Genomic DNA, 17,405 nt, shown 5'->3' on the forward strand with positions numbered 1-17,405 from the left:
CTAAACCATCGTCATAAGTGGTTATAAAGCAGCCACTATAAAGTAAATACTATTCACTTTTCGCCGTTTCAACTTCGGCTTCGTCAGGAACGAACACGTAGCCTACACCCCAAACGGTTTGGATATAGCGGGCTTGCGAAGGGTTGTCTTCAATGAGGCGGCGCAGACGTGAGACTTGTACATCGATTGAACGCTCCATTGCACCCCACTCACGACCACGGGCTAGATTCATCAGCTTATCGCGAGTTAACGGCTCACGTGGATGCTGAACCAATGCCTTTAATACTGAAAATTCACCAGTCGTTAAGGTAACGACGTTGCCGTCACGTTTGAGCGTACGAGTCGATAAATCAAGCGTCCAAGGTCCAAACTCAACCACTTCTAGCTGATGACTTGGCGCACCCGGCAGCTCGCGATTTTGACGACGAAGTACCGCTTTGATACGAGCAAGCAGCTCTTTTGGGTTAAAGGGTTTAGGCAGATAATCATCCGCGCCCGCTTCAAGACCAGCGATACGATCAGCATCACCGCCTTTTGCAGTCAGCATGATGATTGGAATATCGCCATTGTCTTCACGCAGACGCTTACAAATACTAATGCCATCTTCACCCGGTAGCATCAAGTCCAACACCACCAAAGAAAAAAGCTCACGTTGCATCAACTTATCCATTTGACTGCCATCATGGGCAGTACGAACGACGAAGCCATCATCTTCTAGGAAGCGTTGTAATAAAGAACGCAGACGGGCATCATCATCGACCACTAAGATACGCTGAGTCAAAGTATCGGGGCTGTTATTGTCAGGCATACAGGCATCCTCTTATAAAAATTATTATTAGTAGAAATTATCAGCAAAAACACTGTCGTTATTTTATGGTTGAGCCATTTATTATAGAAATTGCATATAAATAAAAAACTTTTGTTCAATTCGTCAGTGCGTATCAATATTTGTGCTATTGGTACTTTAGTGTATAAGATTGCACCGCCAATTGCATCACCTGTAGGCATAAATGCTGTATGCGTTTGTTTAACAAGGCTACAGAACTTAGGATAGCAACCGAATTAAGCTATAAAATCACAGATAAATAAGGAAAAGATAAAAAGGATTTTTATTCATGCAGCTTTTGCTATAATGCCAAACACCATTTATCAACGATTGATACGTCTATGAGTAGCACTGATACCTTAACGCCATCTCAAACCTCGACAAATGCACAGGTTTTGGATGCAACCACACACGCGAATATTCACGACAAGCTTGCTCGCGCGCTTGGCATTAAGACTGCTCAAGTCAATGCGTTTGTCAAACTTTATGATGAAGGCGCGACCGTTCCGTTTATCGCGCGTTACCGTAAAGAAAAAACGCAGAATCTTGACGATGCGCAGCTGCGTGCTTTAGAGAAGTCGCTCAATTATGAGCGCGACATGGCAACGCGTCGCCTTAAAATTACTGAGCTGCTTAGTACGCAAGGCAATTTGACCGACGAGCTACAGACGCGTATTGATAATGCGACGTCTAAACTTGAGCTTGAAGACATCTACTTGCCTTATCGTCCGCGTCGCCGTTCACCAGCGGCCAAAGCACGCGCTGCCGGTCTCGATGTGGCTGCTCAAGCAGTCTTAACACAAGAGATTACCCCAACAGAGGCATTGGCTGACTATCAAGCGCCATCTAGTATCTCTGACGATAGCGGTAATGAGATTGAGGTCGACTTTAGCGATATCGACAAGCAGTTGGCTGGCGTACAGGCCATCATCGTTGATGAATGGACGCAGGCGTTAGATCTGCTGGATAACTTGCGCAGTGGTTTTGCCAAAACGGCCAGTATCGTCTCGGCAGTTGCCAGTGATGATAAACGAGAAGTTGGCGAGAAATTTAAAGACTATTTTGAGCACAGTGAAAGCCTTGCTCGTCTACCCAATCATCGCCTATTAGCGATGCTACGTGGTCGCCAAGAAAACGTTTTGGGTCTCAAAATTGAAGGCGAAGATACTCCTTTTATCGAAAAGATTATTGCTCATTTTGATATCGATGCCAAGGCACCTGCTGCCCGTCGTGAGTTTTTAGCAGAAGCGGCGAGTAGCTTGTGGAAAGAAAAATGGCGTCCGCATATCGAGCATCGTTTATTGACTGAAAAACGTTTGACCGCTGAAGCAGATGCGATTGATGTGTTTGCCAATAATTTACAGCACCTATTGATGTCAGCACCTGCTGGTCGTAAGGTTATCTTAGGCGTTGATCCTGGTATTCGTCATGGCGTAAAAATGTCCATCGTTGACGCCCAAGGTCATGTCATGTTGGATAACGAAGACAAGCCTGTCGTCGCTACCGTGTATCCGTTTGCCCCTGATAATAAGATGGATGCAGCTAAAAAAGTCATCGATGAGCTGTTAAGCACTTACAACGTTGATTTGGTCGCTATCGGTAACGGTACAGCGAGTCGCGAAACAGATGCGATGATTAAAGAGATTTTGGCTGCCAATTCTGAGCTAAAAGCCAAAGCGGTTATTGTTAATGAATCTGGCGCTTCTGTTTATTCGGCGAGTGAGCTTGCCAGTGATGAGCTTGCCAATTTAGATGTCTCTGTACGCGGTGCGGTTTCTATCGCGCGTCGCTTGCAAGATCCGTTGTCAGAGCTGGTCAAAGTAGATCCAAAAGCGATTGGCGTTGGTCAATATCAGCATGATGTCAACCAAAACCAGTTGGCCGATAGCTTGGATAAAGTCACCCAAGATAGCGTGAACGCGGTTGGGGTTGATGTAAATACGGCAAGTCCTGCTATCTTAGCGCACATTGCTGGTTTGAATAAAAACGTTGCGCAGCAAATCGTCACCTATCGTAAAGAGCACGGCGCGTTTGATAGCCGTGAGGCGCTCAAAAACGTTCCGCGCTTAGGTGCTAAGACCTTTGAGCAGGCAGCAGGCTTCTTACGCATACACGACGGTAGCAATCCACTTGATGCGACTGGCGTACATCCAGAAAGCTATGCGCTGGTTGATAGCTTACTTGCGCAAACCGGTAAAGCATTGCCGGAAGTATTGGGGAATGATGGTGTACTAAACACGATCGACACTACTGCGCTTGCTGCAAATGATGACAATATCAGTGTAAAAGCCATCATCGAAGAACTTGCCAAACCTGCTCGCGATCCACGTCCTGAGTTCAAAACGGCTAATTTCCGTGATGATGTCAATAGCATTAAAGATCTGAGCGAAGGGATGACGTTAGAAGGCGTGGTTACCAATGTGACGGCTTTCGGTTGCTTTATCGACGTTGGTGTCCATCAAGATGGCTTAGTGCATATCTCACAGATGGCCAATGATTTCGTTGCCGATCCAATGAACCGCGTCAAGCCGGGTGATATCGTGTCAGTACGTGTTATTTCTATTGATGAAAAACGTGGCCGTATCGGGTTTAGCATGAAGCCTGAATCTGAAAAACCTGCACGCCCAGCAGCAAAACCTACTGCGAGAGATGCTGGCTCTGATGAGAAAGTTAGTCGTCCACGTAGCAATCGCCCAAATAGCAGCCGTCCAGCTGCTGACAAGCGACCAAGCAAGCCACGTGGTGATCGTCAGGATAAAGGTAGTGCTAGCAATAATCGTAGCAAAGCGCCAAGGGCTGATAAAACAGAAGTGCCGAGCAAAATGGGTACGTTGGGTGCATTGCTGCAAGAAGCAGGTGTGACTAAAACTAAAAAATAAGTGGCTTTATGGATTTCTTAAGTCGTTTCTAAATAATTAACAGCAATAATCAATAAAAAAGGCAGCCATTAGGCTGCCTTTTTTATTGGGAATATATTTGAAACATATATTACTAGAAGTGCTTTAGCGTGGCTAATAACTCAGCTTATTGGTCGTCTTGTTCCGACTCTAATAAATCCTCTTCATCTAGCATGTCTTCTTGTGGATCTTCTTGTAGCATCTCTTGTTGTTGCATTGCTTCTTCTGGATCTTGCATCGCTTGTTGTTCGGCTTGCATAGCCTGTCGTTGTGCTTGCTGTGCTTGCTGTGCTTGTTGCTGTGCTTGCTGCATAGCCTGTTGTTGTACTTGCATATCTTGATCTTGTTGTTGTGCTTGAAGCTTAGGCGCCATTTGCTGTTGATTAGCGTTGCTATTCACGCTTGCTCTTGAGATGCGCTGAGTTTCGCTGATCTGAATCGAATTAGATTGATTTGGTACTGATTGATTGTCAGCATTTACAGCTTCAGTCTCGAGTGTGGTAGCGGTAGTAGCATTTTGCATATCTGCTTGTGCAGTCTCAGCAGGTGCTGCCATGGCCAAGCTTGGGATAGTAAGTGCGGCACCAATAAGTAACGATAAAGGCAGGGTACGGTTTTTCATCAGTTGATTCCTCAGTTTGCATTCTTATAGTGTCAGCTTAAAGTATTTCAAACTTGACGCTTATTTACATGCTTTCGTTTATCATAAATTAATTTAGTATTTTGAATATATATATTTAGTATATCTAACATTTAATGTGTAGATAAAATAAAATCATGACAACCGTATAGCGATTATCATGACCAATTTGAACGAAAAGCTTTATAAAATCATCTAATAAAACTCTAAGCAAGAGAATACCAACTAAGCCATTATTATTTCAGTAGTACATAGATTAAAAATCTAACAGACAAGCGCTCGCAGGTGACTTTGTGCAACTATTGTATTCTTATTGTCAGGTAAGAATATGAGCGTTGCTACCTTATCTTTAGGTATGTCAGCTAATAAATAAGCGCATGACCTACTGAGAGTCAAGCCTTTGTCCTGTAGAAAAAACTATTCGACGATGACATATCTACCAGTCGTAGGGTTGATAACGCGCTGCTGTAAGTCATTATCAGGGACACGGATAACTGGGAAAGTCTGGCTAATTTCTGTACTGTCAATCACCTCGGCGTCTGCTGCTTCGCCAACGACGACGGTACGTCCAGCTTCTTCTACAGCAATGGCAGTACCGTTAGCCGTGTTGACACGTTTGATTTGATCCACGGGAGCGACGATTACTTCTTTTACCCGATACTTAGCGGGTCGAATAACACGAGTGGTTTCGATAATGACTGGCTCTACACTGCGCTCTTCAGTAATCGCAATTTGTGCTTCTGGCGCGTCAGCTTCAGTGACTTCAGCCATAATCGGTGTCGGGAATTTGGTGCTAAAATGATTGTCACACTGTTGCATACTTAGACGGACAGGATTGCCGTTTTTGTCCATATAAACGTTGACTGGCATATCAGCAGCGATGGGAACGTATTTTCCGACCAATGCACCCGATACCCCGTAGCGACCATTCGATTGTCCAACGCCTAAATCACAAGCGCCTGCTGCATAGTCGCTAGTATTCAAGTTATTACTGTCAACGACATTCTGTGGAATCATAACATCAGATAAGCGCATCTTTTTGACAGAGGTTTCACCAGCTTGGCGTTTGGGATTTTGATACGTATAAGGGGTATAAAATTTGGCTGAGCCATCTTTGACAGCAGTGACGCACTCGTCGTAACTGTCGTAACCTACGTTGCCGTGAGTATCGGTCGTCATCCCAGCATTTGCATTACTACCAATCATTGCCAGACCTAAGGTGATGACAGCGGCGGTCAATATATTCAATTTCATAGTTACTTCCTTTTAATTATAAATAGATGTGTTGTAGTCAGAATGGTGGCTTGCTTATATGGCTTATTTTTATACTGAGTCATTAGGGCGCGTCATTAATGAAAATTATTAGTGAAATAATTACTTATTTAATAAATAACGTCATAGTTTCTAATTCAACGTTTCTGCCTTAATGTTTCTTTACTTTAACGTTTTTAATGCTACGTCAGTTGCTAATAGATGGCTGTGACATCAGGCTAAGAATGTGTAGCATAATGTATAAAAAAAGGTAAAACTGGCAACATTGTTCACCAAAAATGTACGTTATTATTATTTATTAACATCTGCTAAAAAATCATGGGAAATTTTACCTATTAAAAAACCGTACCCTGTTACCAAGATACGGTCAGTAAAACTTAAGACTTTATCACTCTATAATCTATAAAAGTCTAACCCTCGACTATTTCGAAGCTAAGACCTGCATGCGTTTCTAGGCGCGTTAGCAGTTTGTTGCCCATTGCAGATGCTGGCGTCCAAAACCCACCACAGACATCGTCTTTGCTAATATCTTGCGCTAAACACAAGGCCGCTTGTGCCAGCATGCGTGATGTACTGCCATAGCCAGGATCTTTGTCGCCCGTTACTTTGGTATTGATGGTGTCTTTATTGGCAGTTTGGCCAAAGAGACGAATATCGTAGTAACCATTATCTTGATCAGACTTCGACGGGCCAGAGCCAGCTTTCGGTAAGACGTGCTTGGACAGTAGCTCGCGGCTTGGCTTAATCATCATCGCGGTGGCAAATCCTAACAGCCCAGCGCTCAGTGCATAGCTCGACAGCTTACCTTTTATGCCATCTTTCATCCACATGGCTTCGTCATATTTAAAATCACGTCCATATTCATAGCCGAGTAGTTGGTTACTGCGATGCACGATACGGGTATTGATGCTTGCCATCACAAAGGGAGCCAACCAGCGTTTGTGCTCACTGTCATATTCTGGCTTGCTGATATTGGCTTGGCGCACGCTAGGCACGTCTTTATCATCATTAAGCAGATAAGGGTTTGCCACTTGCTTACGACGTGATTTATCTTGTCCCACTTCTTCAAAGATGGTCGCCATCGAGGCAATCGTACCACCAGATAAACCCCCTTTTGCCGCTTTTACGCGCATGTGAATCACATCACAAGTGCTATCGAACTGAGATTCTGCCTGCTGCTGGGTAAAATAAACGCCCAAATCTGACGGGATAGAATCGAAGCCACAGGAGTTGACGATACGAGCACCGCTCTCTTTGGCAGTTTCTTGATATTTATCCATCATGTCTTTGATAAAGATAGCTTCACCGGTGAGATCGACATAGTCTGTACCATTTTCGGCGCAAGACTTGATCAATGGCTCACCATATTTTAGGTAAGGGCCGACGGTTGAGATAATGACTTGTGTTTGTTTGGTCATCTTATCAAGACTGGCAGCATCCTTACTGTTGGCTATAATGATGTCTACTTTGTTCTCAAGCTTGGACTGTAATTCGTTAAGCTTGTCTTCGTCACGACCCGCTATCGCCCACGTGACGCTATCACCATTTTTATTTTTGGCATCAGACAAAAAGCTTGTTAAATAATGGGCGGTAATTTGCCCAACGAAACTTGTCGCACCATATAAGACGATGGTGTAAGGACGCTGTTCGCTACCGGTCGGCTTATTATCATCTGCTGCATTGATAGTCTTTGAAGTATCCGTATTTGTAGCCATATTTATTATCCTTAATAAGTGTTTTTTATATGTAATCTCATACTGAATGGTAGAAATAAAAAATCATTTTTTATATGCCATTGACTCTATTCTAAGACATGTTGGCCGTAAGTAGAAACCCGTTAGTGTGAACTGTGATGGTTTATAGCAGACTATAAGAGGGAAATGCTAGGGATTAAGGGGTGTTTTGATATCTCTACATATAAATCTCGAAAAGCCAAGAAAAAATATCAGCATATTAAGATTTGCTACAAAGGTTACATAACCTACCGATATTATTACCAAAATGAACGTTTATCGGTGCGAAATATTGCTAATCTATGTTTGTAAGCAGTTATAGACAGTATTAAAAAAAACAACAACTTAAAATGGATATTGGATGAGGTAAGGCAAATATTAGTAACGGTCGTTTATAAGGTCTGTTATATGTGTCTTAGAATCTAATTTTTGATAATTATTGAGGAGAAATCTATGTTTCGCTGGGCTATTATTTTTGCCGTAATCGCACTTATCGCAAGTTTCCTAGGGTTTGGCGGTGTCGCTGGACTGTCTGCAAACTTCGCATACATTTTGCTAGCATTGGCTGTGATCTTGTTCATCGTCGCGTTTGTTAGTCGTAAAATGTAATGATAAGTTGAATAAAATAAACGTTACTCAGTAATAAGAAAAAGTCCTCGATTGAGGACTTTTTTTATGGGGATTTTTTACTAAAGGTATTGCTTGAGGTATTAAATACGTCTCTATATATAAAAGAGGCGGGTTAAATAATTATAAATGTTTGGGCTGAATAATATGTTCCATGCGTTTGGCCAAACGAATATCAAGACTGGTAATACCACCCGTATCATGGGTCGTTAGACGCACATCTACGACGTTATAAGTATTGTGCCATTCAGGATGATGTTCGAGTGCTTCGGCATGAAATGCAACTTGGTTCATAAAGCTTATGGCTTCGATAAAGTCGTTAAATTTATAGCTCTTGGTAATACCGTTGCCATCGCGCTGCCAGCCAGCCAAGTCTTCTAGCTGTAGATCAATTTGTTTGTCAGATAAACTACTCATAGCGGTCTCCTTTATTATTATGTTGGATTTACTGGTCGAGTATTCGCTAGCTTTTGGTTATTGGTAGACTTCTCCATTTTAGTAAATGCTACATGGGTTTTATGATTAAAATAGGGCAAAAAACCCACCTACGTTTGATATCTTGTCACATATTTAACGATAAATATATGATTGTAGATAGCAAACAAATAGGAGGGTAGTGTGGCATCAATTGTTGGATTTTAATAGAGCTAAAGGATGGTATTCGACTATACCAAATCTTGATACTCAGGGTGTTTGCTGATGTAAGAGGCGACAAACGAGCACTGTGGCACGACTTTTTTATCCTGTTCGCGCGCATAGTCTAGCGCATGTTTGACTAGACCTGAACCGACACCGCGCCCACCCAATTCTTGCGGTACGATAGTATGGTCATAGACGAGTTTTCCGTCGCGTTCTTGATAGCTGATATAGCCAGTGTGACCATTGATTGAGGTCTCAAAACGTTTGGCTTGTTCATCATGGACAATATCTAAGTGTTTTTTGTCAATATTATCGTTCATATAGCACTCCATTTTTTATAAGTTTTCGCATCATTAATGTTTGTATGAAATGACTTGTTTTTATAATTAGTTATTTCTTTATATGATTCATTGCTAGTCTTTATTATGAGTCATTGCTCATAGATATAATAGATACTTACGAATGCTTATGGTAAATACAGATAGGCGAAATGTTACCGTTCATTCTTATAACCTCTACTTGGCATAAAATAAGGCGTTTTGCACCACAGGCGGTAGATATTTGCTTAAGCCGCGCATGAGCGGTTCATCTTTTGGTTCGACAACATTATTTGCATGCGCTGGTAGATTAGATTGCGCTTGCAAATGTGCCTGCCATTCTTCTGCACTTGGTTTGCTAAAATGCTTGATACGACCTATTACTTGTTTGAATTGGCGACCAAACCGACCAGTGTTATAAGACAAGCCATACTTTTGGCAGATTGCCTGTACTTGTGGCGCGATACGCGCGTAATGGCGAGCGGGCATATCAGGGAAGATATGGTGCTCGATCTGATGTGACAAATTACCCGTTAAAAGGTGAAACCATTTGCTACCTTGAATATTACTAGAGCCAAGGATTTGACGGACATACCAGTCACCTTTGCTTTCGTTAGCATCGAGATGGGTGTAGATATGCGCCTGTTCGGTAAAATGACCACAGAATATCACTGCCCACGTCCAGATATTGCGAGCGATATTGGCAGTGAGATTGCCGCTCAATGTACTTATGCCGCTACGGCGCCCCAACGTTACTGCTGCTAAGGCTGGCAGGGCGATATAGTCTTTGCCCACTTGCCGACCGATTTTGGCAAATAAAGCGCGAGATTTTTGCTGCATGATGTTATGCAGATCAGGAGAGTCCGCATACTCATCGGTGCTGATTTGAATATCATGAAAAGCAACTGCCCACTCAAATCCAAGTGCCAGTCCTGCGGTACTAAGCAAGTTGTAGCGATCTTCAGGCACCCAAGGCTGCTCATCAGTCACTCGAATCAAATGGTAACCCACATCATGATCGCGACCAACGATATTGGTATAAGTATGGTGCAAATAATTGTGCGAATGCTGCCATAGTGGGGCAGGACAAACGATGTCCCAATCAAACTGCTTACTATTCAGATGCGGATGCTGCATCCAGTCATATTGCCCATGCATGACATTATGACCAAGCTCCATATTGTTTAAGATTTTGCTAAAACTTAATAAAGAAGTACCCAATAACCAAGTCGCCATTATACGTCGTCGTGATGACAGTCGACCTGCGACAGCCAGCAGACCACGTGCCAGCACTTCACTATAGACGACGGTGGTATAAACGCGCTGAATGTAGCGAGCATCCTCAGCACCCAGTGAGTCCATCACGCTCTGATACAGAGTGTTTAACTCAGCAGCCAAGGCTTCTGTACGCGCTTTTGACAATTGCGAGCCGCTCAAGGTTGGATATAAACCTTGCTTTGGCGGTACAGTCGTTAATCCAGAAAATGTAGGCACGGCAGACTGTGCGGTGAACATAGAGGGTAATAAGCGCATAGATAGTCCTTAACCGAGACTGCTTAGGGTGTCAGACGACAGCGTCGGTCCAATGATTCAAGTGAGTTTTAGCATATAATATGCACCAATGTTAATCTATCGAAATCTGGTACAAGTTGCTGTATTTTGGTTAGTTTACCTATGGCATGTCATCAATTAGCACATTGATACATTTAGTGGTCTTAAAATGGCTAAATTTTGCCAAACATCGTCAGCAATCTTGTCAATATGTTCATATTTACGGCAATTTCTTCCTTGTTTGGCTGCAATTTTTCTCATTTTAAGCCTCACAATCTAAATGATGACACGCCCTAGGGTAGGTCTTAATCAAACAGTAATAATGATAAGAATAATTAATGAGTGAGCGGGGCTTTATTTTTGGTTCACAAAATATTTCAAACGCTTTAAAACCGTTAATAAGGCGGTATAAACACTTCGAGTCTATCTATAAAAAATATCTATGAGTCTCTATTAAAAATAGCCACCTAATAGAAGCAAAACGCTTTATACATCTAAAATAACTTCTGTCATTGGTATATTGATACAGGTCTGAATGGATTCATAACCATTGCTGCTCACTTTCCCCGTTTGGATATTTTTGACGACACCGCTTATTTTTTGGCAGCGACACAGCTGGCATATTCCTTGTCTACAACCATAGCTCAGCCGTATGCCTGCTTGCTCAGCCCCTAAAAGCAACGTGGTGCGACTACTAAACTGCTGCTGTCGCCCGCGTAAATATACCGTTTGCGCTGCTATATCTGCCGTTTTGCTCGACTCATCTGTGCCAACGTTCATATCAGCATCGGTCAATGCCGTACCAAAATGTTCGATAATCACGTTGTCTCGTAGAGAGTGCTTGTTAGTTAAGCTCTCCTCATCTGTTGGCGGGCTTAGTGTGTCAAGGGCGCGGTAAAGCCCTGCTAACAATGAGGATGAGCCGCAAGCGAATATCGTCGACTCTGCTAATGATAATGGTAGCAGTGATAAAGTATCAGCGTCTAAATGTCGCGTGCCTGCTAGCTGGCTACTGTGGTTATTTGAATCAGTGGTATTAACCATATAATAAGCAAAGTTGGGATAGGTGGTAGCTAGTCGTTGCCAGTACGCTTGAAAAGGCGCTCTTGCCAATGTCGAACGATAATAATATAACAAAGTAACGTGACGTCGTTGTGTCAATGCTTGAGTAATCAACCCTAACATTGGGGTAATACCGCTACCACCAGCGACAAATAAGAGGGGCGACTGCTCAGAGTGTGGCAGTCCACTTTTTTGCTTGGCTAATTTTTCTGATGTATCCGCTAAGGTAAAGTCACCGCTCGGAACGCTACTATTAAATACCGTACCAAGTGGCGCTTGTCTGGTCAGATAGTCCGAAACCAGCCCTTGCGATTTGATAGCAATAGTGACGGTAGCATGTAGAGTATTGCTAGCGCGATCCTCAGTATTATGGTCAGCGTTATTAGCAACACTATTGTCTACAAGGTTTTTAGTGAAAATAGCATCATATAAATTTTTTGGCTGAGGAAACAGCCCAACCAGCGAGTAACTGCGCTGATGATTGATGCCATCGATAGGTACGGTCAAATGAATATATTGACCACCTTGCCAGCTATCGTTGACCGAAAATGCCTGTCGTTTGAATGCGTGATTGACTTCAAATTGCAGCGCAATCAATTCTTCGTTGAGCACCTGCCGTGCCACAAGGCGAAGTTTGGGTGTGGTCAATGACCAAAACGGATGCAGGCGTGACCCAATAAAATCAACGAACGCGCGTTGGATAATCTCAGGGCGGTAGCCGGTCGTCATAGAATACCTTTTATCATATGCTTTTCAATCATTGTAAAGTCGTGCATTTGACTGCTCGCCTAACTGCTTTTGCCGTCGCTTTTATCAGCATTTATACATATTAGAACAGACAAAAGAACTCTACAATTATTGAAATATTTTATTAAGAATATCTAATATCTTAACGGCTATTCATTAATTTTGCGAAAAATTTGCTGCAACTTTTTGTGGGGTTTATAAAACAGAAGCGTATCAGGGTGATATGATTATTGTTCAAATTAGGGCTTATACTGACTATTATAGGCTGCATTCAAGCAAATAATATTGTGCTGATAGACGTAAAAACTCGCGCTTATAGGTGCAAAAATACGAAATCAATGCCAAAGAGTGCTAAAGCCATCTACTAGCTTGCAGGGTATGCGCCACAATGCGATAATGGCCTATAATTTGTAACCCTGATTTTGAGGTGCAGCACGCTTGGCATCATTGCTAAGTATGATTTGCTTGCCTCTTCTATGCAGTCTATCGGAGTGTTAATGGCTCAATATATTTACACGATGAACAACGTGTCAAAACTTGTTCCACCTAAGCGTGAAATCCTAAAAAATATCAACCTATCGTTTTTTCCGGGTGCCAAAATCGGTGTACTCGGTATCAACGGCTCAGGTAAATCAACCTTGCTGCGCATCATGGCAGGTGTGGATACAGAATTTAGTGGCGAAGCACGCGCGCAAACGGGCACCAAAATCGGCTATTTGCCGCAGGAACCACAGCTTGATGACAGCAAAGACGTACGTGGTAACGTCGAAGACGGCATGCGCGAAGCGTTAGATGCGCTCGCTCGTTTAGATGCTATCTATGCTGAATACGCTGAACCTGATGCAGATTTCGATAAACTTGCTGAAGAGCAAGGCAAAATGGAAGACATCATCCAAACATGGGATGCCCATAACTTAAGCACTCAGTTAGAAAAAGCCGCTGATGCCTTACGTCTGCCGCCATGGGATGCGGATGTTAGTAGACTGTCAGGTGGTGAAAAACGCCGTGTGGCGCTATGTCGTTTGCTATTATCACGCCCTGATATGCTATTACTTGACGAACCGACCAACCATTTGGACGCCGAATCTGTCGCATGGCTAGAGCAGTTCTTGCAGAACTACAGCGGTACTATCGTTGCCATTACCCATGATCGCTATTTCTTGGATAATGTCGCGCAGTGGATTTTGGAGCTTGACCGTGGCCATGGCTATCCATATGAAGGCAACTATACTGAGTGGCTAGAGCAAAAGAACACGCGTCTAGAGCAGCAGAATAAGCAAGAAGAGTCCTTTGCTAAAGCGCTGAAAAAAGAGCTTGAGTGGATTCGTAAAAACCAAAAAGGCCAACAAGCCAAGTCTAAATCTCGTGTACAACGCTTTGAAGAGCTGAACTCAACAGAGTTCCAACAGCGCAACGAGACGGCTGAGATTTACATTCCACCTGGTCCACGTTTGGGTAACAAGGTTATTGAGATTAATGACATCTCTAAATCATTTGGCGATCGTTTGCTCTATGAAAACCTAAGTTTTAACGTCCCAGCAGGTGCTATCGTCGGTATTATTGGTCCAAATGGTGCGGGTAAAACCACGCTATTTAACATGATTACTGAACGTGATACGCCAGATACTGGAACCGTTGATTTGGGTGAAAGTGTCAAAGTCGCTTATGTTGGTCAGGTACGCGACAACTTAGACGATAGCAAAACCGTTTGGGAAGAAGTGTCTGACGGCCTCGACATCATCACTGTTGGTGAATATACCACGCCAAGTCGTGCTTATATCGGTCGCTTTAACTTTAAAGGTTCAGACCAGCAGAAGCATGTCGGGCAGTTATCTGGTGGTGAGCGTAACCGCTTGCAACTGGCGAAGACGCTAAAGCAGGGTGCGAACGTCTTGCTCCTCGATGAACCATCAAACGATTTGGATATCGAAACCTTGCGTGCGCTAGAGGATGCGATTCAAGTATTCCCAGGTACCGTCATGGTCGTGTCGCATGATCGCTGGTTCCTTGACCGTATCGCCACCCATATCTTGGCGTTCGAAGAAGAAGGCCCTGTTTGGTTCGATGGTAACTACTCTGAGTTTGAGACCTATCGTAAAAAGACCATGGGTGATGCTGCCACTCCTAAGCGTATGAAGTATAAGAAGATTACGAACTAATACGGCTGTTTAGTATATTGCAATCCAATAAAAAAGACCTCTAATCGTTAGAGGTCTTTTTTTGTGCTTCATTTACTTGAGATAACTGGTTATAAATCAATTCCAGCTAGAGATTAGCGCTTGCGCCCAAATTTACGCTGCTTTTTATTACTAATCTCAGTAATCGCATGGGTAATTTCCTCTTCGTCTAAGCTGGCGACTTGCTGCAAGATTTGCATCATATCAGGCGTTAGCACGTATTTGGCATGATGCGCAATGTCATGAATACGGTGATCAAAGGTCAGTATGCCCGTTTCATCGTCCTTTTGTAGATAGTCAAGGCGAGTCAAGGCGCTAATAAAGCTAGTAAATAAGGCGCGGTCAAAGAAGTCAGGAATGTCATCCGCATACAGCACAGACAAGCGCTGACCGAGCAAGTGGCACAGATCAACGACTTCATTTTCAGTCAAGTTGCCAGAGCCTTGTTGAGCAAGGAGGGCAAGCGTCATAAAGTAACGTTCAAGGCTTTGCTCGACTGGCGTCGCAAGCACTTGTAGCTGCTGATAGCATTTGCTATTGGACTCGGGGACGCTAAGTACGCCATCACCTAACTCAACGATCAGTCCATGACTGAGCAAATTATCTACTTTTTTATTGAGCGTTTCGGCTAAGCCATGTGCTGGATAATATAAAAACAGCTCACTTTGTAAAAATGGATATAACTGCTCGGCAATATTATCCAAACGACTGCGTTCGATACGTCCATTGCGCGCGACTAAGGCGGCTAGGAATGATAGCAGAATAAAGACATGTAAAATGTTATTACGGAAGTAGCTAAGCAGTGCTGCTTGCTTGTCTGCGACCTGAATGATGTCGCCTAAAATATGCGGAATACGTTCGATCAGTTTGAGCTTGACCCCATAATCGATAATCTGTTGCGGGCTCATATCAGTGATGACCGTATCCTCTGAATAAGCCAGCTGCTGAGCAAGACCTTGATAGAGCGCGATTTGCTCACGGCAAATATCTTCATCTAGTGCTGCTTTGGGAGCAGACAGAAGCACTAATGACAGTAACGATACGGGATTGACCACCGCAGCTTTATTGATATGCTGCATGATTTTTACACCGATGTTGTCGACCATGGCGCTGGTTTTGGCATCGAGTGGGGTATCAGTGCGATCAGTCGGTAAGCTATTGGCTGCCACATCGAATTTTGTCATAAAGTCGCTAAGGTGGAGCGGTTTGCCAAAACTTAGATGGACATTGCCAAAGATGCGCTCAATTTTACGACCAACTTTGAGTAAGCCGATTAAAGATTCAGACTCTTTTGGCTTGCCTTTTAATTCACCCACATAAGTACCGCCTTCCATAATCCGCTCATAGCCGATGTAAGTTGGAATGAATACCACTGGCTTATTGGTTTGGCGTAACTGGCTGTGTACAGTCATTGCCAGCATGCCCATCTTTGGTGGTAGCAGACGACCTGAGCGTGAGCGACCGCCCTCGATGAAGTATTCGATAGGCGTATTACGAGTAATAAGCGTATGCATATATTCGCGCAACACAGCGGTATAAAGCGCATTACCACGGAAGCTACGACGAATATAAAACGCCACCGCTCCGCGTAATAGTGGGCCTAAGACAGGCACATCTAAGTTATCACCTGCTGCAACGTAAGGGATGCTCAGACCACGCTTGTAGATAACGTAAGACAGTAGCAGATAGTCGACATGACTACGATGACAAGGCACGTAGATGATTTCGTGATCTGTTGCCAGCTCGCGCACTCGCTCAAAATGATGGACTTCTACACCGTCATAAAGCTGTGTCCATAACCACGTCAAAAATCGATCAAAGACACGAATAATCGGGTAGGAGTAGTCATTCACCATTTCATTGGCATAGCCCTTCGCGAGGCTACGGGCGTCACGAACATTGATCCCCGATGCTTCGGCCTCAGCTTCTATCGCATGCTTAATCGCTGGTGAATAGACCAGCTTATCGACCAAGTTGCGTCGATCTGATAAGTCAGGACCGAGCATACTGGCGCGCTGCTTATCTAGGTAGATCTTGAGCTGTTGTTGCAGCATGCGCACCATCTCACGATTGCCATCGGCAGCTGCGACCAACGCATAACTTGGTACGGTATTCGCCTCATTGGTGCCATCAGTAGTTGAATTGACTGAATCAGTGGCAATAGAATCAAAGACAGCAGGACCTTCTACGTGTCCTTTAAGATTGTCATTAATAAGGGCACGCAAGTCTTGCGGTGGATGGAACTGGACAAAGGTATCGCGTCCCATCACCCCAATATTAAATAACTGCTTGGTAATGCTGGGATCTTCCCAGTTATCAGCCGTTAAAAGCTTAAAGAGGGAATCTTCTTTCTCAGGTGCGCGTCCCCACAATATAGATACCGGCACCAAACGCACTTTTAGCTCTGGATACTGTAAAACAGCAGACACCAAACGAGAAAGGCGCGGCGATAGCTGACTGTCTTTGGCATGGGGATGGTGCAAAAATATAATGGCCGCATTCTCTTTAATATTATGGGCGGCGTCATTTACCCCAACCAATGCTGGTGGCAGATTGTGCTCTTGCGTCTGCAAATCGATCAAAATACTATTGGAGCGCGAATAATCTTGCAGCACATAAAATCTTAGCGTCTGATCGTCAGTATCAAATTCTGGCAACTCACCCAACAGCTTCGGCTTAACAGCGATATCGAGCAGTTGACCCGATACCTTGCGATATAGCTGATTGATGGGCGCATTCGAGTAAGGCTTAGTCGCAATTGCAGCGTCATCGGTTGCTGCATCGCTGCCTGTCGCTGACTGGCTATCGGTCGCGACTGGCGCTTTAAAAATCCGTTTTTTTAGGAACTTATTCTTTAAGAAACTGGGTATCATAATGGATATCAAAATTAGTAAATTGTATTGCCCTCATGATGCCA

At 43.7% G+C, this 17,405-nt stretch carries 12 protein-coding genes; 3 read left to right on the forward strand and 9 right to left on the reverse strand.

Annotated features, from left to right (window positions below):
• Nucleotides 1-49: 49 nt before the first annotated feature.
• A complete protein-coding gene (ompR, locus tag ACMFL8_RS00800) occupies nucleotides 50-808 on the reverse strand; it encodes a two-component system response regulator OmpR (RefSeq protein ID WP_025651114.1) in 759 nt (252 codons plus the stop codon).
• A 359-nt stretch (nucleotides 809-1,167) separates the two neighbouring features.
• Between ompR and ACMFL8_RS00805 the strand changes: the two genes are divergently transcribed.
• Nucleotides 1,168-3,705 (forward strand): helix-hairpin-helix domain-containing protein, encoded by a 2,538-nt coding sequence (locus tag ACMFL8_RS00805; RefSeq protein WP_413189818.1) that lies wholly within the window; start codon nucleotides 1,168-1,170, stop codon nucleotides 3,703-3,705.
• A 145-nt stretch (nucleotides 3,706-3,850) separates the two neighbouring features.
• On the opposite strand, the gene ACMFL8_RS00810 is transcribed toward ACMFL8_RS00805, so the two are convergent.
• From ACMFL8_RS00810 to ACMFL8_RS00820, 3 genes are all read right to left on the reverse strand, one after another.
• Nucleotides 3,851-4,345 carry a hypothetical protein gene (locus ACMFL8_RS00810; protein ID WP_413189819.1) on the reverse strand — a complete coding sequence of 165 codons (495 nt, stop codon included), beginning with the start codon at nucleotides 4,343-4,345 and terminating at the stop codon, nucleotides 3,851-3,853.
• 435 nt (nucleotides 4,346-4,780) lie between these two features.
• On the reverse strand, nucleotides 4,781-5,617 hold the full coding sequence (locus ACMFL8_RS00815) for a hypothetical protein (protein ID WP_413189820.1): 837 nt from the start codon (nucleotides 5,615-5,617) through the stop codon (nucleotides 4,781-4,783).
• A 428-nt stretch (nucleotides 5,618-6,045) separates the two neighbouring features.
• Complete coding sequence (locus ACMFL8_RS00820) at nucleotides 6,046-7,350, reverse strand: saccharopine dehydrogenase family protein (RefSeq protein ID WP_413189821.1); 1,305 nt, start codon at nucleotides 7,348-7,350, stop codon at nucleotides 6,046-6,048.
• Between the two features lie 471 nt (nucleotides 7,351-7,821).
• On the opposite strand from ACMFL8_RS00820, the gene ACMFL8_RS00825 reads away from it, so the two are divergent.
• Nucleotides 7,822-7,977 carry a DUF1328 domain-containing protein gene (locus tag ACMFL8_RS00825; RefSeq protein ID WP_010200882.1) on the forward strand — a complete coding sequence of 52 codons (156 nt, stop codon included), beginning with the start codon at nucleotides 7,822-7,824 and terminating at the stop codon, nucleotides 7,975-7,977.
• Nucleotides 7,978-8,118: 141 nt separating this feature from the next.
• Here ACMFL8_RS00825 and ACMFL8_RS00830 read toward each other — a convergent pair whose 3' ends face one another.
• The 4 genes from ACMFL8_RS00830 to ACMFL8_RS00845 all read right to left on the reverse strand — a co-directional run bounded on the left by ACMFL8_RS00830 (nucleotide 8,119) and on the right by ACMFL8_RS00845 (nucleotide 12,293).
• Nucleotides 8,119-8,412, reverse strand: coding sequence for a 4a-hydroxytetrahydrobiopterin dehydratase (locus ACMFL8_RS00830; protein ID WP_194620641.1), 294 nt, complete (start codon nucleotides 8,410-8,412; stop codon nucleotides 8,119-8,121).
• Between the two features lie 248 nt (nucleotides 8,413-8,660).
• Complete coding sequence (locus ACMFL8_RS00835) at nucleotides 8,661-8,954, reverse strand: GNAT family N-acetyltransferase (protein ID WP_189583406.1); 294 nt, start codon at nucleotides 8,952-8,954, stop codon at nucleotides 8,661-8,663.
• Nucleotides 8,955-9,149: 195 nt separating this feature from the next.
• Nucleotides 9,150-10,484, reverse strand: a complete 1,335-nt coding sequence (locus ACMFL8_RS00840) for a fatty acid desaturase family protein (protein WP_413189822.1) — start codon at nucleotides 10,482-10,484, stop codon at nucleotides 9,150-9,152.
• 504 nt (nucleotides 10,485-10,988) lie between these two features.
• Entirely contained in the window at nucleotides 10,989-12,293 is a 1,305-nt protein-coding gene (locus ACMFL8_RS00845; protein WP_413189823.1) for a flavin reductase family protein, read from the reverse strand.
• Nucleotides 12,294-12,808: 515 nt separating this feature from the next.
• On the opposite strand from ACMFL8_RS00845, the gene ettA reads away from it, so the two are divergent.
• Nucleotides 12,809-14,470, forward strand: coding sequence for an energy-dependent translational throttle protein EttA (gene ettA / locus ACMFL8_RS00850; protein WP_189583397.1), 1,662 nt, complete (start codon nucleotides 12,809-12,811; stop codon nucleotides 14,468-14,470).
• A 113-nt stretch (nucleotides 14,471-14,583) separates the two neighbouring features.
• On the opposite strand, the gene plsB is transcribed toward ettA, so the two are convergent.
• Entirely contained in the window at nucleotides 14,584-17,361 is a 2,778-nt protein-coding gene (plsB, locus tag ACMFL8_RS00855; RefSeq protein WP_413189824.1) for a glycerol-3-phosphate 1-O-acyltransferase PlsB, read from the reverse strand.
• Nucleotides 17,362-17,405: the final 44 nt, after the last annotated feature.

Source organism: Psychrobacter sp. AT9, assembly GCF_047272965.1.
In the GTDB taxonomy this organism is placed as follows: Bacteria; Pseudomonadota; Gammaproteobacteria; order Pseudomonadales; family Moraxellaceae; genus Psychrobacter; species Psychrobacter glaciei.

Coding starts and splice junctions, on each gene's coding strand:
- ompR (WP_025651114.1), bottom strand. CDS start 808: ATGCCTGACAATAACAGCCCCGATACTTTGACTCAGCGTATCTTAGTG.
- ACMFL8_RS00805 (WP_413189818.1), top strand. CDS start 1,168: ATGAGTAGCACTGATACCTTAACGCCATCTCAAACCTCGACAAATGCA.
- ACMFL8_RS00810 (WP_413189819.1), bottom strand. CDS start 4,345: ATGAAAAACCGTACCCTGCCTTTATCGTTACTTATTGGTGCCGCACTT.
- ACMFL8_RS00815 (WP_413189820.1), bottom strand. CDS start 5,617: ATGAAATTGAATATATTGACCGCCGCTGTCATCACCTTAGGTCTGGCA.
- ACMFL8_RS00820 (WP_413189821.1), bottom strand. CDS start 7,350: ATGGCTACAAATACGGATACTTCAAAGACTATCAATGCAGCAGATGAT.
- ACMFL8_RS00825 (WP_010200882.1), top strand. CDS start 7,822: ATGTTTCGCTGGGCTATTATTTTTGCCGTAATCGCACTTATCGCAAGT.
- ACMFL8_RS00830 (WP_194620641.1), bottom strand. CDS start 8,412: ATGAGTAGTTTATCTGACAAACAAATTGATCTACAGCTAGAAGACTTG.
- ACMFL8_RS00835 (WP_189583406.1), bottom strand. CDS start 8,954: ATGAACGATAATATTGACAAAAAACACTTAGATATTGTCCATGATGAA.
- ACMFL8_RS00840 (WP_413189822.1), bottom strand. CDS start 10,484: ATGCGCTTATTACCCTCTATGTTCACCGCACAGTCTGCCGTGCCTACA.
- ACMFL8_RS00845 (WP_413189823.1), bottom strand. CDS start 12,293: ATGACGACCGGCTACCGCCCTGAGATTATCCAACGCGCGTTCGTTGAT.
- ettA (WP_189583397.1), top strand. CDS start 12,809: ATGGCTCAATATATTTACACGATGAACAACGTGTCAAAACTTGTTCCA.
- plsB (WP_413189824.1), bottom strand. CDS start 17,361: ATGATACCCAGTTTCTTAAAGAATAAGTTCCTAAAAAAACGGATTTTT.